Source organism: Leucobacter chromiiresistens, assembly GCF_001477055.1.
Lineage (GTDB): Bacteria > Actinomycetota > Actinomycetes > Actinomycetales > Microbacteriaceae > Leucobacter > Leucobacter chromiiresistens_A.
The window spans coordinates 132,086-151,287 of sequence record NZ_LDRK01000018.1 but is presented as its reverse complement, the minus strand read 5'-3'; the positions used below and the strand labels follow the sequence as shown (position 1 = coordinate 151,287).

The window sequence follows — 19,202 nt, the reverse complement described above, 5'->3', positions numbered from 1 at the left end:
CAGCAGCAGAACTCCGGGAGGTATCGGATGCTGAGACTGCGCGGATCGTCGCTCCGTCGAGCCATTGCGCTCGGCATCATCATCGTCGCCGCGCTCGTGTTCCTCGTGCGACTCGTCGACGTGCAGGTCGTCTCGGCCGCCGCCCTCAACGAGGACGCGAAGGACAAGCGCGCCGTGCCCGTCGCCATACCGAGCGTGCGGGGCGACATCGTCGACCGCGACGGGGAGGTGCTGGCCACCACCGACGAGCGGTACGACGTGCAGCTGTCGCCGAAGAACACCCGCCTCAACGACGGGGTCTTCTACCGCCTCGACGCGGAGCGCGGCGTGGGCACCGTCGAGGTCTCAGCGGCGCAGGCGTTCGAGGAGATCGGGGAGGTGACCGGCCAGAGCGGCGCGGAGATCCAAAAGATCGTCGACGACGCGCTGCGCGACAACCCGAAATCCGACTTCGCCTACGTGCAGCGCTCGATCGATCTGACCCAGCTGAATGCGCTCAAGGCGCTCGAGATCCCGTGGCTCACGTTCGAGAGCCAGCACAAGCGCACGTACCCGAACGGTGCGGTCGGCGGCAACATCGTCGGCTTCTCCGGCGCCGACGACGTGCCCCAGGCCGGCGTCGAGCTGTCGCAGGACGCCTGCCTCACCGGCGTCGACGGCACCGAGACCTACGAGCGCAGCGAGGACGGCGTCGCGCTGCCGGGCAGCGTCGTGGTCACCCGCAAGGTCGAGGACGGCGGCACCGTGCAGCTCACCATCGATCGCGACCTGCAGTGGGAGGCGCAGCAGGCGATCAACCAGCAGGTGCAGTCCGTCGGCGCCGAATACGGCCTGCTCACCGTGATGAACGTGCACACGGGCGAACTCGTCGCCGTCGCCGAGGACGGATCCGTCGACCCGAACGACGTCGACGCCTCCGACCCCGGGAAGCGCGAGGCCCGATCCTTCACCTCGCCGTACGAACCGGGATCGACGTTCAAGACGATCACCGCCGCCGCGCTCATCGACCAGGGCGTGGCCACCCCCACCTCGCAGAATCTCACCCCCGACTACCTGGAGCCCGAACCGGGTGTGCGCTTCGGCGACGCATTCAACCACCCCGAGATGCCCTGGACGCTCACCGGAATTCTGACGCAGTCGTCGAACGTCGGCACCTCGATGCTCGGCGCGCAGCTCGACGCCGACACGCGATACGACTACCTGAAGCGGTTCGGCGTCGGCACCGCCACGCAGGCCGGCATGCCGGTCGAGGATTCGGGCCTGCTGTACGAGCCGGGCGACTGGGACCGGCAGACGTCGTACAACACGATGTTCGGCCAGGGGCTCTCGTCCACCATCGTGCAGACGGCGGGCGTCTACCAGACGATCGCCAACAAGGGCGTCCGCGTGCCGCCGAGCATCGTCAAGCAGTGCACCGCGGCGGACGGCTCGGTCACCGAGCCCGACCACGGCGAGCCCGAGACGGCGGTCTCGGAGCAGACCGCCGCCGATGTCATGGCCATGCTCGAGACGGTGACCACCGAGGGCTGGTTCTCCGACCTCATCTCCATCCCCGGCTACCGCGTCGCGGGCAAGACCGGCACGGCCGAGCAGGTCGATCCCGACACCGGGCTCTACCGCACCGACTACGTGCACTCGTTCGCGGGCATCTTCCCGGCCGACGACCCGCAGTACGTCGCGGTAGCATCGATTGCGTTCCCGACGGCGGGAGATGGCGGCGTCGCCGCGCTCACCGCATTCCGGCAGGCTGCAGAGGCGACGATCCGCACATTCCACATTCCGCCGTCCACGGGGGAGTTCTCGCCGCTCCCCACCGAGTATTGATCACGCCCAGGAGGCCCGCACCCGTGAGTACCGGAGATGCCTTGAGCATTCGCCCGCAGCACCCCGTTCCCGTTCCCGTCGACGCGATCGTCGATCGGTTCGGGCTGCGGACGTCGGGCCTGCCGACGGGCCTGGCGGTGACCGGGGTGTCGCTCGACTCCCGCGACGTCCGTCCCGGCGACCTGTACGTGGGCATGCCGGGCGCGCAGCGCCATGGCGCCGAGTTCGCCGGCCAGGCCGCGGCGTCGGGTGCGAGTGCCATGCTCACCGATGCCCCCGGGGCCGAGCTGGCCGCCGCGGCTGCTCCGGACCTGCCCGTACTCGTCTCCGAAGCGCATCCGCGGACCGTTCTCGGGGACGTCGCAGCGGCGGTCTACGGCACCGACGGGTTCGCGGCGCGAATCTTCGGGGTCACCGGCACGAACGGCAAGACCAGCGTCGTCTACCTCCTCGCCGAACTGCTGCGCGCGGCGGGCATCACGGCGGGTCTCAGCTCCACCGCCGAGCGGAGGATCGGCGACGAGGTCGTCGTCAGCAACCTCACCAGCCCTGAGGCGTCCGAGCTGCACGGCCTGCTGGCGCGCATGGCCGAGGTCGGCGTCGCGGGCGTCGCGCTGGAGGTGTCGGCGCAGGCCGTGGTGCGCCACCGGCTCGACGGGGTGCACTTCGACGTCGTCGCGTTCAACAACTTCTCGCAGGACCACCTCGACGAGTTCGGCGACCTGGAGACCTACTTCGCGGCGAAGCTCGCGCTCTTCTCACCCGAGCACGCGGAGCGCGGCGTCGTCGTCGTCGACTCGCCGTGGGGGCAGCGCATCGCGCGCGAGTCGCGCATCCCGGTGACGCGACTCGCGACCGAGTACGGGCAGGACGCAGATTGGCATCTCGCGATCACGCGGCAGACGCTCGACGGCGTGTCCTTCGTGCTGCAGGGCCCCGAGGGCGCGCACTTCCGCGGCAGCGTCCCCGTGTTCGGCCGCTTCATGGCGGAGAACGCCGCGCTCGCGCTCATCATGCTGCACGAGGCCGGGATCCCCATCGAGCAGGTCTCGCGCGGGCTCGACCACGGTCGCATCCCGGTGTTCATCCCCGGCCGGCTCGAGCAGATCACCGAGAGCGGCAGCAGCGGCCCCCGCTTCTACGTCGACTACGGGCACACCCCTGGCGCGTTCGCAGCGATGCTCGATGCGCTCGGCGAGGTCGCACCGGGCAGGATCATCTTCCTCTTCGGCGCCGATGGCGACCGCGACACCACGAAGCGCGAGGAGATGGGCAGGATCGCGGCCGCGGGCGCGGACACCGTCATCGTGTGCGACTACCACCCCCGCTCGGAGCCGCCCGAGGCGATCCGCGCGCAGCTCATCGCGGGCGCGCGGTCCGCCCGGCACGCCGACGTGATCGAGGAGGGCGACCCGCGCGCCGCCGTGCGGCTCGCCATTTCGCTCGCCGATCCCGGTGACGTTATTCTGTATGCCGGTCCCGGACACGAGGACCATCAAGAGGTCGCCGGTCGGTTCATCCCGTACTCGGCGCGTGACGAAGTTCGCGGCGCGCTCCGCGAGGCAGGATTGCTCCCGTGATTGCACTGACACTGGCCGAGATCGCGACCGCCGTGAACGGCCGCCTGATCGTCGGAGACGACGGATCGGGGCCCGACACGGTGATCGACGGCGAGTCGCAGACCGACTCCCGCGAGATCGGCCCGGGGCAGATCTTCTTCGCACGCCGCGGCGAGGAGACCGATGGGCACCGCTACGCCGACCGCGCCGTCGACGCCGGGGCGGCGCTGCTCGTCGTCGAGCGCGACGTCGATCGGCGTGCGCCTCAGATCCTCGTCAGCGACAGCACTGTTGCGCTCGGGGCGCTCGCGACCGAGGTCGTCCGCCGCGTGCGCGACGCGGGCGGGCTCACCATCGTGGGCATCACGGGCTCGAACGGCAAGACCACGACGAAGAACCTCGTCGCGGCGATGGCGGAGCGGACGGGCCCCACGGTCGCCTCGGCCAAGTCGTTCAACAACGAGGTGGGCGGACCGCTGACGATGCTGCGCGTCGCGCCCGACACGCGGACGCTCGTCGCCGAGATGGGGGCGAGCGCCGAGGGCGAGATCGCCCGCCTCACCGCGATGGCTCCGCCGCACATCGGCGTCGTGCTCACGGTCGGTCTCGCGCACGCCGGCGAGTTCGGGGGCATCGAGACCACGTTCCGCACGAAGAGCGAGATGGTGCGCGACCTGCCCGAGGACGCCATCGCCGTGCTCAACCGCGACGACCCCCGCGTCTCGCAGATGGCGGACCTCACGCGCGCCCGCGTGCTCTGGTTCGGACTCTCGGACGGCGCCGACGTGCGCGCGACCGACGTCGATGCCTCGGCGACCGGGACGTCGTTCACGATCCACGCCGACGGCGCCTCGCTGCCGGTGCGCTTCCGCGTGCTCGGCGAGCACCACGTCATGAACGCGCTTGCCGCCGCAGCCGTGGGCCGCGCGCTCGGCATCCCGTTGGCCGACATCGTCGCGACGCTCGAGTCTGCGACGCTCGCCGCACCGGGTCGCATGGAGGTGCTCGGCGGCCGCGACGGCATCACGGTCATCAACGACGCCTACAACGCGAGCCCGGATTCGATGAGCGCGGCGCTCCGCACACTCGCGCAGATCCGCAAGCCGGAGGGCCGCTCGGTGGCGGTGCTCGGCGCGATGAGCGAGCTGGGGGAGTACTCCATCGAGGAGCACCGTCGGGTCGGCCTCCAGGCCGTGCGCCTCGGCATCTCCGAACTCGTGGTGGTGGGCGATGAGGCGCGTCAGCTGCACATCAGCGCCATCAACGAGGGGTCGTGGGACGGCGAGAGCACGTTCTTCTCCGAGCAGGACGAGGCCTTCGCCTACCTGACCGAGACACTGCGCGCGGGCGACACCGTGCTCGTGAAGTCGTCGAACGCGGCCGGCCTCCAGGGACTCGGAGATCGACTCGGGGAGGCGTACGCATGATCGCGCTCCTCATCGCGGGAGGGTTCTCCCTGCTGTACTCGCTGCTGCTCACCCCGCTGTTCGTGCGCGGCTTCAATCGACTGCGCTGGGGGCAGCCGATCCGCGTCGACGGCCCGAAGGAGCACGAGGTCAAGCGCGGCACCCCCACGATGGGCGGGCTCATCTTCCTCTCCGGATCGGTGATCGCCTACTTCGTCGGCAAGCTCGTGATGGGCGAGCAGCCCTCGCCCTCGGCACTCCTCGTGATCCTCATGGCGGTCGGAGCCGGGCTCGTCGGCTTCATCGACGACTTCATGAAGACCCGGCAGCAGGCGTCGGCCGGTCTCGGGGGCTGGGCGAAGATCGTCGGACAGGTCGTCATCGCCGTCTCGTTCGCCGTTCTCGGCATCCAGTTCGCGAACGACGCGGGCATCACCCCCGTCTCGACGCACATCTCCGTGTTCCGCGATCTGCCCTTCGACTTCATGACGTTCGGGCCGATCATCGGCGTGGGCCTCGTGATCATCTGGGTAATGGTCATCGTCACCGCGACGACCAACGCGGTCAACGTGACGGACGGCCTCGACGGACTCGCCGCGGGTGCCGCGATCTTCGCATTCGGGGCGTATCTCATCATCGGCTTCTGGCAGGCGGCGCAGAGCTGCGCGAGCACGGCGTCGGAGCCCGGGTGCTACGAGGTGCGCGATCCGATGGATCTCGCCGTCATCGCGGCGGCGTTCCTCGGCGGCGTCGGCGGATTCCTCTGGTGGAACACCAACCCCGCCCACGTGTTCATGGGCGACACCGGCTCGATGGGCATCGGCGGCGCGATCGCGGCGCTCGCGATCGTCAGCCGCACTGAGGTGCTGCTGATCCTCATCGGCGGGCTGTTCATCATCGAGACCGGATCCGTGATCCTGCAGCGCCTGTACTTCAAGGTCACGCACGGGAAGCGCATCTTCCTCATGAGTCCGATCCACCACCACTTCGAACTCAAGGGCTGGGCAGAGGTGACCGTGGTCGTCCGGTTCTGGATCATCGCCGCCCTCTTCGTCATCGCCGGCGTCGGGGCCTTCTACGGCGAATGGCTGCTGCAGCAGCCGTGATGGGAGCAGACGTGAACAGCAGCAGCGGGGACGCATCGATCTACGCGAAGCTCGTCGCCGAGCGCGTCGAGTCGCTCTCGAGCTGGCACCACGATTGGAGCGGGCTCCGCGTCGCGGTGCTCGGGCTCGGCGTCACCGGGTTCTCCGTCGCAGATACGCTCGTCGAACTGGGATGCCGCGTTCGCGTGATCACCGGCGCGCGCGATCCGGAGCGGGAGCGCCTGCTCGACGTCATCGGCGCGGAGTGGCTCATCGAGGGCGACGACGAGGCCCAGCTGGCGGATCTCGAGGCGTTCGACCCGGAGCTCGTCGTCGTCTCGCCCGGGTACCGCCCCGATCACCCCCTGACGTCCTGGGCGACCGCGCGCGACGTCACGGTCTGGGGGGACATCGAGCTCGGCTGGAGACTGCGCGACAAGACCGGCCGGATCGCGGACTGGATCTGCATCACGGGCACGAACGGCAAGACGACGACGACCCAGCTCACCGCCCACATGCTCGCCGCGGGCGGCCTCCGGGTGACTCCGGCGGGCAACATCGGCACGCCCATCCTCGACGCGCTCCGCGATCCGCAGGGCTACGACGCGATCGTCGTCGAGCTCTCCAGCTTCCAGCTCGAGCGGCTCGGCGAGATCTCGCCGTACGCGAGCACCTGCCTGAACTTCGCCGACGACCACCTCGACTGGCACGGCGGCCCCGAAGCCTACTGGTCGGCGAAGGCGAAGGTGTACCGCAACACGCAGGTCGCGTGCGTGTACAACCGCGCCGATCCCGCCACCGAGCGGATGGTGGAGGCCGCCGATGTCGTCGAGGGCGCCCGCGCCATCAGCTTCGGTCTCGACACGCCGCCGAGCAGCGGGTTCGGAGTGGTCGAGGGGATCCTCGTCGATCGCGGCTACCACGCCGAGCGGCGCAGCGAGGCGTTCGAACTCGTCACCGTCGCCGAGCTCGCCGAGCGGGGTCTCGCCGCACCGCACATGGTGCAGAACGTGCTCGCCGCCAGCGCTCTGGCCCGCGCCCGGGGCATCGAGCCGGGTGAGATCGCGCAGGGGGTGCTCTCGTTCGTGCCCGATCCGCACCGCGCGCAGCCGCTCGGCGAGATTCGCGGCCTGCGCTGGATCGACGACTCGAAGGCGACCAATGCCCATGCGGCGGACGCATCGCTCCGGGCGCTGAACGACGTGGTCTGGGTGCTCGGCGGCCTGCTCAAGGGCGTCGACATCGACGAGCTCGTGCGCACCCACGCGATCCGTCTCCGCGGCGCAGTGGTGATCGGGGTGGACCGCGCGCCCGTCGTGGAGGCGCTGCGGCGGCACCTCGGCGAGCGCCCCATCGTCGAGGTCTCGGAAGCCGAGGGCGATCCGGCGGGCATCATGGCCGCAGCGGTGGCCGAGGCCCTCGCCATCGGCCAGCCCGGCGACACCGTACTGCTCTCGCCCGCCGCCGCGTCGATGGATCAGTTCGAGAGCTACGGAGACCGCGGCCGACGCTTCCAAGCCGCGGTTCGAGAGCTGGAATGATGTCTGCGCGCACGAGCGAGCGCGAACCGGGCCGTGCTCCCGCCCAGGCCCTGATCCGGCTGGGCGGGATGCTGCGCATCGGCTCGGACCGCACCGTGATCGCGCTGTACACGCTCACCCTCCTGCTGGTGGGGTTCGGCCTCATCATGGTGCTCTCGGCGTCCTCCATCACCTCGTACCTCGCCGACCAGGGCTTCTTCGGCGGCTTCTGGCGGCAGGTCATCTTCGCGGTGATCGGCATCCCGCTGATGCTCGTCGCCGCCGCGATGCCCGTGAGCTTCTGGAAGCGATACGCGTGGGCGCTCTTCGGTCTCGGAATCGTGCTCCAGCTGCTCGTGTTCACCCCCCTCGGTTTCGAGGTCGCGGGCAACCGCAACTGGATCCAGCTCGGCGGCGTCACCGCGCAGCCGTCGGAGGCGCTGAAGCTCGCCCTGGTGGTGTGGGTCGGCGCCGTCATGCAGCGCAAGGAGCCGCTCTTCGGGCAGATGCGCCACGAGCTGATCCCCGTCGTCATTCCGGGAGCCCTGATCGCGCTCGGCGTCGTGCTGCTCGGCAAGGATCTCGGAACGGTGATGATCATGGCCGCGCTGGTGTTCGGCGCCATGTTCTTCGGCGGGATGAGCTGGAAAACGCTCGGCGTGACTGCCATCGGCGGCGCTCTCGCCGTCGCCTTCTTCGTGCTCTCGAGCCCGAACCGCATGGCGAGACTCCTCAGCCACGCCGGCGGAACGGACGACTACAGCGGCATCGACTGGCAGGCGACGCACGGCCTCTGGGCGCTCGCGGGCGGGGGGCTCTTCGGGGTCGGCCTCGGCAACTCGAAGGCGAAATGGTCGTGGCTGCCCGCTGCCGACAACGACTACATCTTCGCAATCATCGGCGAGGAGCTCGGGCTGATCGGCGCCCTGCTCGTCGTCGTGCTGTTCATCGCCCTGACCGTCGTGATGCTGCGGCTCATCGTGCGGGCCCGCGACCGCTTCGGGCGAGCGGTGGTCGGCGGCGTGCTCGTCTGGATCGTCGGGCAGGCGTTCGTGAACATCGCCGTCGTGGTGGGCGTGCTCCCCGTGCTCGGCGTGCCCCTGCCGCTCATCAGCGCCGGCGGCACCGCCCTCATCGCCTGCCTCATCGCGATCGGGGTCGTGATCTCGATCGCTCGGGACGCCGCGCGACACGACGAAGAGAGGGGTCTGCGATGACCAATTACCTGCTCGCGGGCGGCGGCACTGCCGGGCACGTGAACCCGCTGCTCGCCCTCGCGGATCTCATCCGGCGCGAGGAGCCCGAGGCCGGCATCGTGGTGCTCGGCACCCGTGAGGGCCTCGAGGCCCGGCTCGTGCCCGAGCGGGGGTACGAGCTGGTGCACATCGAGCGCCTGCCGTTCCCTCGCCGCCCCGACCTCGCCGCCGTGCGATTCCCGGCCCGGTTCGCACGCGCAGTGACGCAGGTGCGCCGGCTGATCCGGGCTCGAGACATCGACGTCGTCGTGGGCTTCGGCGGGTACGCCGCCGCTCCCGCCTACCGGGCCGGAGCCCGGGAGCGCGTCCCCGTCGTGATCCACGAGGCCAACGCGAAGCCGGGCATGGCGAACCGTTGGGGTGCGCGGAGCACCCCGCACGTCGCCGTGACGTTCGCGGGCACCCCGATGCCCGGGGCGCGCGTCACGGGCATGCCGCTGCGGCCGGAGATCACCGGACTCGATCGCGATGCGCTGCGCGCGGACGCCCGACGGCACTTCGGCCTCGACCCCGAGCGGCGCACGCTGCTCGTCACGGGCGGCTCCCTCGGTGCTCGGGCGCTGAACCGGGGGATCTCGGGCTCGGCGCGAGCGCTGATCGACGCCGGCGTGCAGGTGCTGCATGTCTGGGGCGGCCTGACCGAACTCGAGGACCCCGGAGTGCCCGGCTACGTCGTAACCCCGTACTGCGACCGTATGGACCTCGCCTTCGCGGCGTGCGACCTCGCCGTCTCCCGGGCCGGATCGACGACCGTGAGCGAACTCTCCGGGCTCGGGATCCCCGCCGTGCTCGTGCCCTACGCGGTGGGCAACGGCGAGCAGCGGTTCAACGCTGCCGGTGTCGTCGGGGCGGGAGGCGCGCTGCTCGTCGACGACGGGGAGCTCACCCCCGAGTGGGTGCGCGACGAGCTCCTGCCGCTCCTCACCGACGACGCCCGCCTGGAGGAGATGTCGCGGCGCGCGCGCGGAGCCGGACGCCTGGACGGCACCGAGCGGCTGTTCGACCTGGTGCGCGAGGCGATCGACGCGCCCGGAACCTGAGCGCCTCCCGACGCGCAGCGGGTCCGCATCCGCGGAGGCCTCGCGTCGGGGTACGCTTGACTGTTGATTCGTGCTGAGGAGGCGCCATGATCTATCCCGACCTCGAACTGCAGATTCCCGACGAACTCGGGCGGGTCCATTTCGTCGGCATCGGCGGCTCGGGCATGAGCGGCATCGCCCGCATGATGCACCAGGCGGGCGTCGCCGTGACGGGTTCCGACCGCAGCGCGAACTACTCGACCGACGCGCTCGTCGAGCTCGGGATCCCCGTGGCGATCGGGCATGACGCTGCGAACGTCGGCGAAGCGGACACGCTCGTGGTGACGGGCGCGCTCTGGACGGACAACCCCGAGTACCAGCGCGCGCTCGCCTCGGGACTTCCCGTGCTGCACCGCTCGCAGGCCCTCGCCTGGCTGGCGCGAAGCGCACGCGTCGTCTCGGTCGCGGGCGCGCACGGCAAAACGACCTCGACCGGCATGGTGGTGACGGGACTGCTCGGTGCGGGGGCCGACCCGTCGTTCGTCAACGGCGGCGTCATCGAGTCGCTCGGGGTGAGCTCGGGCACCGGCTCGGACGACCTGTTCGTCATCGAGGCCGACGAGTCGGACAAGTCCTTCCTGCTCTACGACACCGCCGTGGCGCTCATCACGAACGTCGATCCCGAGCACCTCGACTTCTACGGCTCCCGCGAGGCGTTCATGCAGGCTTTCGTCGACTTCGCGCGGGGAGCGCGGGAGCAGATCGTGATCTCCGCCGACGACCCGGGCGCGCTCGAGGTGCTCGCCGCGCTGCGCGAGCAGGGCGGGCACGCCCCGGTGCGCACGTTCGGCGAGGCGGAGCACGCCGACGTCCGCATCGTCGAGGTCGACGATTCCGGCCCGGTGCGCTTCGCCGTCGAGATCGACGGCGAACGGTACGACGCGCAGCTCTCCGTCTACGGCCGGCACAACGCCGTCAACGCGGTGGGGGCGCTCGCCGTGCTCACGGGCCTCGGGTTCGAGGCCGACGCCGCGCTGCAGGCGATCGCCGCATTCGGGGGCACGAAGCGCCGCTTCGAGTTCCACGCCGATGTGAACGGCGTGCGCGTGTACGACGATTACGCGCACCACCCGACCGAGGTCGCGGCGCTGCTCGATTCGGCGCGCGCGGTCGTCGGCGACGGGCGGCTCATCGCGATCCATCAGCCCCATCTCTACAGTCGCACGCGCCTGTTCCATCGGGAGTTCGCGGAGGTGCTCGAGCGCGGCGCGGATCACACGGTGGTGCTCGCCGTGGATGGCGCGCGCGAGGACCCGGTGCCCGAGGTGACGGGGGCGCTGGTCTCGGACGACTTCCGCGACGCGGATCGCGTGGCCTACGTGCCGGAGTGGGAGGACGCCGCGGCGTATCTCGCGCGCTTCGCTCGGCCGGGCGACGTCATGGTCACGATGAGCTGCGGCACCGTCTACCGCATCATTCCGCAGGTGGTGGCGGCACTGCGCGACCGGTTCGAGCTCGAGGCCCGGTGAAGCGCCCGGGCGGCTTCGATCGGACTCCGGATGCCCCTCGCCCGGAGTCGGGAACCGAATTCGACGAGCGCCGGCACGGGCCGGGGGCGGCTCCGGCGTCGGTTCCGGCGTCGGTTCCGGCGACTGGGGAGAGCCCGACCGGTCCGCCACGACCGCGGCTGAGTCGCGTCCGCGGGCCGCAGCCGGAGCGGACGCCGGCGACGGCCCCCGACTCCGCCGGCACGATCGACCTGAGCGACGTGCGCGCGGCGAGAACGGCTGCCCTGCGCCCCGGGGCGACGCTCGGCGACGAGCACGCCACCGTCGACCTCGGGGCGCTCGATGCGCCTCGCCGGCCGATGCTGGAGCGCTTTCGCGGGACCGGGCAGGATCCCGTGCGCGTCGCCGAGCGACGACTCGCCGCGGCTGCTCGGCAGCGCAGGCGGCAGGCGCGCGGCGAGCGACGCCGGTTCTCGGCCGAGGCCCGCAGGCGCAGGCGGCGCTGGTACGTCGTACTCGCGGCGGTGGGGGCTCTGGTGCTGTTCGTCGCGGCGGGCGTGTTCACGCCGCTCATGGCAGTGCGGGAGATCGAGGTATCGGGCGTGGAGAGCGTCGACGCGGGGAAGGTGCAGGAGGCGCTCGAGCGCTTCGAGGGCCGCCCGCTCGCGCTGATCGACGACGGCGAGGTGCACCGGGCGCTCGAGCCGTTTCCGGTGATCCAGCGGTACGCCGTCGAGCGCGTTCCGCCGCACACCCTCGTGGTGCGCATCGAGGAGCGCACTCCGGTGATCTCGGTCGCCGGCTCGGAGGGCGTGCAGCTCTACGACGCGGCCGGCGTGCTGCTCGGCTCCGCCGACGCGGCGCCGGCCGGCGTGCCGCTCGGGGAGGGTGCGCTGACCGACCTGAGCTCAGCGGCGTTCAGATCGGCCTCCCGCGCGCTGCGCGACATGCCCGCGGATCTCCGCGGGCAGATCACCGGCGCGAGTGCGACGAGCGCTCAGGATGTCACGTTCGCTCTCGCGAGCGGGATCACGGTGATCTGGGGCGATGCCGATGACAGTCGCCGGAAGGCGGTGGTGCTGCAGGCGATGCTCTCGTCGCTCGCGGATCAGTCGGTCTCGCGCATCGACGTATCGGCGACCGAGGCGCCGGTCTTCGAGTAGCGGGCGCCGTTCTTTCGGCGGGCGCGCGGCGTGTCAAGCGGTGCGCGACCGCTCACGCCCATACGGTGGTGCGCAGGAAATGTATACGGCGATACTAACTCTTAACCTTAAGTAGAGGTTGAAGGTTAGGGGCGGAGGAAGCACGTGTCAGCGAACCAGAACTACCTTGCGGTGATCAAGGTCGTCGGCGTCGGCGGCGGCGGCGTGAACGCGGTCAACCGGATGATCGAGCTCGGGCTGCGCGGCGTCGAGTTCATCGCGGTCAACACCGACGCTCAGGCGCTGCTGCTGAGCGATGCGGACGTCAAGCTCGACGTCGGCCGCGAGCTCACCCGCGGGCTGGGCGCCGGCGCCGACCCCGAGGTGGGGCGTCGCGCCGCCGAGGACCACGCTGAGGAGATCGAGGAGGCCCTCGCCGGCGCCGACATGGTGTTCGTGACCGCGGGTGAGGGCGGCGGCACCGGCACCGGCGCCGCTCCGGTCGTGGCGCGCATCGCCAAGTCCATCGGCGCCCTCACCATCGGCGTCGTGACGCGCCCCTTCAGCTTCGAGGGCAAGCGGCGCGCAGCGCAGGCCGACGCCGGGGTGCACACGCTCCGCGAGGCCGTCGACACCCTCATCGTCGTGCCCAACGACCGGCTCCTCGACATCAGCGAGCCGGGCATCAGCATGATCGAGGCGTTCGCCGCGGCCGATCAGGTGCTGCTCGCGGGCGTCTCCGGCATCACCGACCTCATCACCACGCCGGGTCTCATCAACCTCGACTTCGCCGATGTGAAATCGGTCATGCAGGGTGCGGGCGCGGCGCTCATGGGCATCGGATCCGCGCGCGGCGCGGACCGCGCCATCAAGGCCGCCGAGCTGGCCGTCGCCTCTCCGCTGCTCGAGGCGTCGGTCGAGGGCGCGCACGGCGTGCTGCTCTCGATCCAGGGGTCGTCGAACCTGGCGCTGAGCGAGATCTACGAGGCTTCGACGCTCGTGCAGGATGTGGTGCACCCGGAGGCCAACATCATCTTCGGCACCGTCATCGACGACACCCTCGGCGACGAGGTGCGCGTGACCGTCATCGCCGCAGGGTTCGACGACGAGACGCCCGCTCCCGCGCCGGGACCGGAGCGCGGTCGGCGCGGCAGCCACGTGGAGAGCCTCGACGAGGTCGCGGCTCCCGCGGCCGCCGCCGGAGCCGCCTCGGTCGGCGCCGGCGCGGCGTACTCGGGCCTGTCGGCCGCGAGCGAGTCGGGATCCCAGAATCCGCCCACCGGGCAGTTCGGCGAGGTGCTCTCCAATCCTCCGGTCGAGGCCCAGATCTCAGACCCCGCATTCGACGGTGACGACGACGACGACCTCGACATCCCCGAGTTCCTGAGGTAGTCCGCATGAGCGAATCCAGCGGCGAGGCGTTCCCCGGGCTCGAGGAGCGTCTGCGCGGCGTGCGCGCAGGGATCGCAGATGCCTGCCGGGATGCGGGCCGCAGCCCGGAGGACGTCGACCTGATCGTCGTCACCAAGTTCCACCCGGCCGAGCTGGTCGCCGCGCTCGCGGCGCTCGGCGTGCGCGACATGGGGGAGAATCGCCACCAGGAGGCGCAGGAGAAGGCCGAGGCCCTCTCCGATCTCGACCTGCGCTGGCACTTCGTCGGTCAGCTGCAGACGAAGAAGGCGCGCCAGGCCGCGCGCTACGCGCACGCGATCCACTCGATCGACCGGGAGCGTCTCGTCGACGCGCTCGTCGACGGCGACCGCGTGATCGACGCGTTCCTCCAGGTGAACCTCACCGAGGATCCGGCACGAGGAGGCGCGGCTCCGGAGGAGCTCGAGCGCCTCGCCGAGCGGGTGCTCGAGGCTCCCGCGCTCCGGCTCCGCGGCGTGATGGCCGTGGCACCACTGGACGAGCCCGCCTCCGCGGCGTTCGAGCGACTCGCGAGCTACTCCGAGCGCGTGCGGGCTCTCGCGCCCGAGGCCGACGCGATCTCCGCGGGCATGACGCACGACTATCGCGAGGCCATCGCGGCCGGCGCGACACACCTGAGGATCGGGAGCGCAATCACCGGGAAACGCCCGGAGCCCCGGTAGTCTCGAACCACCGCACCGTTGGGAGAAAACATGAGCAACCCGCTGAAGAAGACCATGGTGTTCCTGGGCCTCGCCGAGGAAGACCTCGACGCCCAGAATGCCGAGTCGGCCCAGCCGGCAGCCCCGCGCGCTGCGCAGACCGCCCCGGCGCCGAAGCCGGAAGCCGCGCGTCCGCCGGCCCAGCGGGCCGCGGTCACGCCGCTGCGCCGCGTCACGCCGACGCGACAGCCGTCTTCGCAGCCGATGAACGAGATCCTGACGGTGCACCCCACCGCCTACGCCGACGCGCAGACCATCGCCGAGAGCTTCCGGGACGGCATTCCCGTCATCGTGAACGTCTCCCGGATGACGGATGGCGATGCGAAGCGCCTGATCGACTTCGCGAGCGGTCTCACCATGGGGCTCAGCGGACGCATCGAGCGCGTGACGAGCAAGGTCTTCCTGCTCTCGCCCGAGCACATCGAGACCGGGAGCGATCTTTCGCAGAAGAACGACAGCGGCTCGTTCTTCGTAGCCCCGTCGGCCTGAGCGTGGAGATCGTCGCCGCGATCGCGTTCATCCTCCGTCTGGCACTCAGAATCTTCACCTTCGTGCTCTGGGCGCGGTTCGTGCTCGACTGGGTCACGGTGCTGAACCGCCAGTTCCGGCCGCGAGGCGTATGGGCGGTGCTCGTCGAGCTCGTCTACACCGTGACCGACCCCCCGATTCGCATGTTCCGCAAGATCTTCCCGCCCATCCGGCTCGGCCGCGTCGCGCTCGATCTCGGGTGGTTGCTCACGATGATCTCGTGCCTCATCCTGATCGCGATCCTCTCCGCCTGGTAACCGCGACCTGCGCATCTGCGCGAACCCGACTTTATTTGCTAGCGTTGTTCTAGACCACGTCAGTGGTCCCGAAGCGAAAGAGACGTAACGATGGCCTTGACTCCCGAAGATGTCGTGAACCAGAAGTTCACGATCACGAAGTTCCGCGACGGATACGATCTCGATCAAGTCGACGATTTCCTGGACACGATCGTCGAGGAGCTCCGTCAGCACGAGCAGGAGAAGGCGGAGCTGCGCGCTCAGATCGACGAGCTGAAGCAGAAGCTCGCTGCAGCCGAGGCGGGCTCGCCGGTGTCGGAGAGCGCGGACTCCGAGGGAGCCGCCTCCGAGCAGACCATCGTGGTCGAGGCTCCGGCGCCGACGCCGCAGCCCGCCGCACCCGCCCAGAGCCAGACCGTCGCCGAGACGGGCGGCGCCGTGCCCCAGCCCGACGCGGTGAAGTCCAGCGCCATGTTGCAGCTCGCGCTCGAGCTCCACGACAAGCACGTCCACGAGGGCGAGGCGACGCGCGACAAGCTGATCTCGGAGGCCGAGGCGAAGCGCGATCAGATGATCCAGGACGCCGAGCGCACTGCCAAGCAGCTCGTCGACGAGGCGCAGAAGCAGCGCTCGGAGGAGCTCCGCCAGCTCGGCGAGGAGCGCAGCGACCTCCAGTACAAGATCAAGGATCTGCGCCAGTTCGAGAGCGAGTACCGCTCGACGCTGCGGTCGTACATCCAGTCGCAGCTCCGCGGCCTCGACGGCTCGCCCGAGCCGGCCGGTGCGCCCGACGGTCTGCAGTAACCCGGAGCGTGAGCGACGCTTCTGAGCCGCTGGTGAAGCCGCCGGCCGGGCCACAGCGTCGAGCGCTGGTGCCGCTGCTCCTCCTGGGAGTGGCGGCAGCGGTGTTCGCGGCCGATCAGCTCGTCAAGAACTGGGTGGTCGACCATCTCGTCGAAGGGCAGACCGTCCCCGTCTGGGGAGAGATCCTGCGCTGGCACTTCGTGAGGAACCCCGGGGCGGCGTTCTCGTTCGCCACGGGATCGACGTGGATCTTCACGATCCTCGCGGCGATCGTCGTCATCGTCATCCTCTGGCAGATCCGACGGTTGCGGTCGGTGCCGTGGGGGCTCTTCCTCGGGCTGCTGCTCGGCGGTGTGCTCGGCAACCTCACCGATCGCCTGACCCGGGAGCCCGGGTTTCCCCAGGGGCACGTCATCGACTTCATCTCCACACCGTGGATGTGGCTCGGATTCCCGGAGGCGATCTACAACATCGCGGACATCGCGATCGTCTCCGGCATGCTGCTGTTCGTCGTGATCTCGCTCCTCGGAGTGCGGATCGACGGTCGACCCCGGGAGCGCTCCACTGAGCCGGAGGCCGCCGAGAGCACTTCTGCGGAGGGACCCCATGGAACGGCGTAGCCTTCCCGTTCCCGACGGGCTCGTCGGCGATCGCGTGGACGCCGCTCTCGCGAAGATGCTCGGCTTCTCCCGGAGCTTCGCCGCCGAGATCGCGGCCGACGGAGGCGTGCAGCTGGACGGTCGCGAGCTCGGGAAGTCCGACCGCCTGACCGCGGGCGGATGGCTCGAGGTCAGCTGGGAGGAGAAGCGCGGCCCGGAGGTCGTTCCCGTGGTGCTGCCCGATCTCGGCATCGTGCACGACGACGACGACATCGTGGTGATCGACAAGCCCGCGGGCGTCGCGGCCCACCCGTCTCTCGGATGGCAGGGGCCGACGGTACTCGGAGCCCTCGCCGGGGCCGGGTACCGCATCGCGACGTCGGGACCGGCGGAGCGGCAGGGGATCGTGCACCGGCTGGACGCGGGCACGAGCGGATTGATGGTCGTCGCGAAGAGCGAGCGCGCCTACAGCGAGTTGAAGCGCGCCTTCAAGGAGCGCGAGGTCGAGAAGATCTACCACGCCGTCGTGCAGGGTCATCCGGATCCGTTCGCCGGCACCATCGAGGGCCCGATCGGTCGTCACCCGGGGCACGAGTGGAAGTTCGCCGTGACCCGAGACGGCAAGCCGTCGGTCACCCACTACGAGACGCTCGAGGCCTTCCCCTACGCCTCGCTCCTCGAGATCCGTCTGGAGACCGGGCGCACGCACCAGATCCGCGTGCACATGTCCGCGCAGCGCCATCCGTGCGTCGGCGACGGGATGTACGGCGCCGACCCGACGCTGTCCGAGCGTCTGCAGCTCACCCGACAGTGGTTGCACGCCAAGCGCCTCGGGTTCAGGCATCCGGGAAGCGGCGAGGCGGTGCACTTCTCGAGCGATTACCCGGCGGACCTGCGGTTCGCACTCGACGTGCTCGGCGGCTGACCCTTCTCGGCGGAGGGAGTCACTGAGTCGAGCGCACCTGCAGACTGCAGTTGCCGCGGTTCGTCGCGTAGACGCGCACGCCGTCGACGCGACGGTCGAGGCCCGGCTGGGCCGTGAGACGCGCGCGATCGCCGCTCGTCGCTCGATCGGCGTACAGCACGGTCCAGGCGTCGACCCGCTCCCCGCGATAGCGTCGCAGCAGGTCGTGCGGCAGTACGAACCGGTATCTGGGCGCCGCCGCGTCGCGCGGAGCGTCACCGGTGGCGGGAGCCGGGGGAGCGAGGCGGCCGGGAACGGCCGCCGCCCGCCCCCGCTTGCGGCCGGAGAGGAGCAGCGTCGCCCGCGGACGATCGCGGAGGAGGAGATCGGCCGCCACCCGGCTGGCCCCGCGCACGGTGCGCCTCGTGATGACGGGACGGAGCAGACGGTAGACGCGGTCGGCGAGGCGCACCCGCAGCCAGGCGCCCGCCCGCCGAGACGGAGCGTTCTCGTGCGCGGCGTGCACGGCGACCGTCAACTCGATGCCACCGGGAACCGCGCGTGTTCCCGTGACCACTCCGGTGTGCTCCAGCAGCTCCGCCGCGCGGATGAGGGCGTCGAGCCCGGCGAGATCGCCCGCCCGGATCAGCTCGACCTTGCGCCGATCCGTGGGGTGCGCGATGCGCGCGTCGGCCTCGGGCGGGAGGAGGTCGTGCAGGAAATCGCGGTGCAGCGCGACCCAGCGGGCGCGCTGCGCGTCATCCATGCGCAGCCAGCGCTTCGGCGCGTAGAAGCGGAGCCCTTTGCGGCCGAAGAACTGCCGTACGAGCGCGACTGCCGCCTCACGATCGGGCGTCCCCTCCAGCAGCGTCTCGGCGATGCGTCGGCACGACGCCACATAATTCTCGGGGTCGATGCGCTGGCCCGAGATGTTCCCGCCGTCGTCGCGCAGCGCGATGAAGTAGAGCGGCCCGGCTCCGCAGAACATGATGCGTCGGGCCTCGATGTACGCGCGCGTGACGAAGATGCCGTCCTCGAGGCGCACGCGCCCCTCCGGGAAACGAAGACCGATGCGCTCGAGCATCGCGCGACGGAAGAGCTTCTGCGGAGAGAGCGTCTCCATCGCGCGGGCGAGCTCGATCGGCCCCTCGGGATGTCGTTCGAAGAGCGCCTGCACCTGCCGCCCGCCCGTACCCTCGAAGCGGGGGATCACGACGTCGGCATCGTGCTCATCGGCCTGCGCCACCATCAGGCGGAGCGCCTCGGGCGCCATCGTGTCGTCCGCGTCCATGAACAGGACGTACGTGCCGCGCGCGCGTTCGAGCCCGCGATTGCGCGGCATCCCCGGCCAGCCGCTGTTCGCCTGATGCACGACGGTCACCCGGTCGTCGAGCTCGGCGAAGCGGTCGAGCTCGGCCCCCGAGCCGTCGGTCGATCCGTCGTCGATCGCGATGATCTCGAGGGCGGCGAGCTCCTGCGCCAGGAGCGACTCGACGGTGCCGGTGAGGTACGGCATCGAGTTGTATACGGGAATCACGACGCTCACTACGGGCGCGGTCTCGGTCACGTTCTCTCCTCGAAGTCGGTAGCGCACGGGGGCGGGAGCCTGCCGGCCGCCGAGGCGCATCTCCCGCTCACCCTACCCCGCGCGGCCCCCGAGGAGACTGGCCGGCTCCGCTC

At 70.5% G+C, this 19,202-nt stretch carries 17 protein-coding genes; 16 read left to right on the top strand and 1 reads right to left on the bottom strand.

The window, feature by feature from the left end; all coding sequences use genetic code 11:
- The first annotated feature begins 27 nt into the window (after nucleotides 1-27).
- From NS354_RS04360 to NS354_RS04285, 16 genes are all read left to right on the top strand, one after another.
- On the top strand, nucleotides 28-1,824 hold the full coding sequence (locus NS354_RS04360; RefSeq protein WP_058593367.1) for a peptidoglycan D,D-transpeptidase FtsI family protein: 1,797 nt from the start codon (nucleotides 28-30) through the stop codon (nucleotides 1,822-1,824).
- Nucleotides 1,825-1,847: 23 nt separating this feature from the next.
- Nucleotides 1,848-3,404, top strand: a complete 1,557-nt coding sequence (locus NS354_RS04355; RefSeq protein WP_058593366.1) for a Mur ligase family protein — start codon at nucleotides 1,848-1,850, stop codon at nucleotides 3,402-3,404.
- The gene (locus NS354_RS04350) at nucleotides 3,401-4,810 is read left to right on the top strand and encodes a UDP-N-acetylmuramoyl-tripeptide--D-alanyl-D-alanine ligase (protein WP_058593365.1); all 1,410 of its coding nucleotides are present in this window, start codon (nucleotides 3,401-3,403) and stop codon (nucleotides 4,808-4,810) included. Before NS354_RS04355 ends, NS354_RS04350 begins: the two co-directional genes overlap by 4 nt.
- Nucleotides 4,807-5,895: a phospho-N-acetylmuramoyl-pentapeptide-transferase gene (gene mraY / locus NS354_RS04345; RefSeq protein ID WP_058593364.1), complete on the top strand. Its 1,089-nt coding sequence runs from the start codon at nucleotides 4,807-4,809 to the stop codon at nucleotides 5,893-5,895. Before NS354_RS04350 ends, mraY begins: the two co-directional genes overlap by 4 nt.
- On the top strand, nucleotides 5,895-7,415 hold the full coding sequence (murD, locus tag NS354_RS04340; protein ID WP_058593363.1) for a UDP-N-acetylmuramoyl-L-alanine--D-glutamate ligase: 1,521 nt from the start codon (nucleotides 5,895-5,897) through the stop codon (nucleotides 7,413-7,415). The genes mraY and murD overlap by 1 nt, the downstream gene beginning before the upstream one ends.
- Entirely contained in the window at nucleotides 7,415-8,611 is a 1,197-nt protein-coding gene (gene ftsW, locus NS354_RS04335) for a putative lipid II flippase FtsW (protein ID WP_058593362.1), read from the top strand. The genes murD and ftsW overlap by 1 nt, the downstream gene beginning before the upstream one ends.
- Complete coding sequence (locus NS354_RS04330) at nucleotides 8,608-9,690, top strand: UDP-N-acetylglucosamine--N-acetylmuramyl-(pentapeptide) pyrophosphoryl-undecaprenol N-acetylglucosamine transferase (RefSeq protein WP_058593361.1); 1,083 nt, start codon at nucleotides 8,608-8,610, stop codon at nucleotides 9,688-9,690. Before ftsW ends, NS354_RS04330 begins: the two co-directional genes overlap by 4 nt.
- An 86-nt stretch (nucleotides 9,691-9,776) precedes the next feature.
- Nucleotides 9,777-11,198 carry a UDP-N-acetylmuramate--L-alanine ligase gene (gene murC / locus NS354_RS04325; protein ID WP_058593360.1) on the top strand — a complete coding sequence of 474 codons (1,422 nt, stop codon included), beginning with the start codon at nucleotides 9,777-9,779 and terminating at the stop codon, nucleotides 11,196-11,198.
- 239 nt (nucleotides 11,199-11,437) lie between these two features.
- Nucleotides 11,438-12,340, top strand: a complete 903-nt coding sequence (locus NS354_RS04320; protein WP_153002104.1) for an FtsQ-type POTRA domain-containing protein — start codon at nucleotides 11,438-11,440, stop codon at nucleotides 12,338-12,340.
- 144 nt (nucleotides 12,341-12,484) lie between these two features.
- The gene (gene ftsZ / locus NS354_RS04315; protein ID WP_058593358.1) at nucleotides 12,485-13,711 is read left to right on the top strand and encodes a cell division protein FtsZ; all 1,227 of its coding nucleotides are present in this window, start codon (nucleotides 12,485-12,487) and stop codon (nucleotides 13,709-13,711) included.
- A 5-nt stretch (nucleotides 13,712-13,716) separates the two neighbouring features.
- Nucleotides 13,717-14,412 (top strand): YggS family pyridoxal phosphate-dependent enzyme, encoded by a 696-nt coding sequence (locus NS354_RS04310; protein ID WP_058593357.1) that lies wholly within the window; start codon nucleotides 13,717-13,719, stop codon nucleotides 14,410-14,412.
- Nucleotides 14,413-14,442: 30 nt separating this feature from the next.
- Entirely contained in the window at nucleotides 14,443-14,940 is a 498-nt protein-coding gene (locus tag NS354_RS04305) for a cell division protein SepF (RefSeq protein WP_058593356.1), read from the top strand.
- 2 nt (nucleotides 14,941-14,942) lie between these two features.
- On the top strand, nucleotides 14,943-15,236 hold the full coding sequence (locus tag NS354_RS04300) for a YggT family protein (RefSeq protein ID WP_010157353.1): 294 nt from the start codon (nucleotides 14,943-14,945) through the stop codon (nucleotides 15,234-15,236).
- 90 nt (nucleotides 15,237-15,326) lie between these two features.
- Complete coding sequence (locus tag NS354_RS04295; RefSeq protein WP_058593355.1) at nucleotides 15,327-16,019, top strand: DivIVA domain-containing protein; 693 nt, start codon at nucleotides 15,327-15,329, stop codon at nucleotides 16,017-16,019.
- Nucleotides 16,020-16,027: 8 nt separating this feature from the next.
- Nucleotides 16,028-16,639: a signal peptidase II gene (gene lspA, locus NS354_RS04290; protein WP_241490330.1), complete on the top strand. Its 612-nt coding sequence runs from the start codon at nucleotides 16,028-16,030 to the stop codon at nucleotides 16,637-16,639.
- Nucleotides 16,626-17,543 (top strand): RluA family pseudouridine synthase, encoded by a 918-nt coding sequence (locus tag NS354_RS04285; protein ID WP_058593353.1) that lies wholly within the window; start codon nucleotides 16,626-16,628, stop codon nucleotides 17,541-17,543. Before lspA ends, NS354_RS04285 begins: the two co-directional genes overlap by 14 nt.
- Before the next feature lie 19 nt (nucleotides 17,544-17,562).
- Here the strand turns inward: NS354_RS04285 and NS354_RS04280 are convergent, their stop codons facing one another.
- Nucleotides 17,563-19,089 carry a glycosyltransferase family 2 protein gene (locus NS354_RS04280; protein WP_058593397.1) on the bottom strand — a complete coding sequence of 509 codons (1,527 nt, stop codon included), beginning with the start codon at nucleotides 19,087-19,089 and terminating at the stop codon, nucleotides 17,563-17,565.
- Nucleotides 19,090-19,202: the final 113 nt, after the last annotated feature.

Excerpts from the sequence above, each read along its gene's own strand:
- NS354_RS04305 (WP_058593356.1), top strand. The coding sequence starts at position 14,443 with ATGAGCAACCCGCTGAAGAAGACCATGGTGTTCCTGGGCCTCGCCGAG.
- NS354_RS04360 (WP_058593367.1), top strand. The coding sequence starts at position 28 with ATGCTGAGACTGCGCGGATCGTCGCTCCGTCGAGCCATTGCGCTCGGC.
- NS354_RS04285 (WP_058593353.1), top strand. The coding sequence starts at position 16,626 with ATGGAACGGCGTAGCCTTCCCGTTCCCGACGGGCTCGTCGGCGATCGC.
- NS354_RS04295 (WP_058593355.1), top strand. The coding sequence starts at position 15,327 with ATGGCCTTGACTCCCGAAGATGTCGTGAACCAGAAGTTCACGATCACG.
- mraY (WP_058593364.1), top strand. The coding sequence starts at position 4,807 with ATGATCGCGCTCCTCATCGCGGGAGGGTTCTCCCTGCTGTACTCGCTG.
- murD (WP_058593363.1), top strand. The coding sequence starts at position 5,895 with ATGGGAGCAGACGTGAACAGCAGCAGCGGGGACGCATCGATCTACGCG.
- murC (WP_058593360.1), top strand. The coding sequence starts at position 9,777 with ATGATCTATCCCGACCTCGAACTGCAGATTCCCGACGAACTCGGGCGG.
- NS354_RS04330 (WP_058593361.1), top strand. The coding sequence starts at position 8,608 with ATGACCAATTACCTGCTCGCGGGCGGCGGCACTGCCGGGCACGTGAAC.
- NS354_RS04310 (WP_058593357.1), top strand. The coding sequence starts at position 13,717 with ATGAGCGAATCCAGCGGCGAGGCGTTCCCCGGGCTCGAGGAGCGTCTG.
- ftsW (WP_058593362.1), top strand. The coding sequence starts at position 7,415 with ATGTCTGCGCGCACGAGCGAGCGCGAACCGGGCCGTGCTCCCGCCCAG.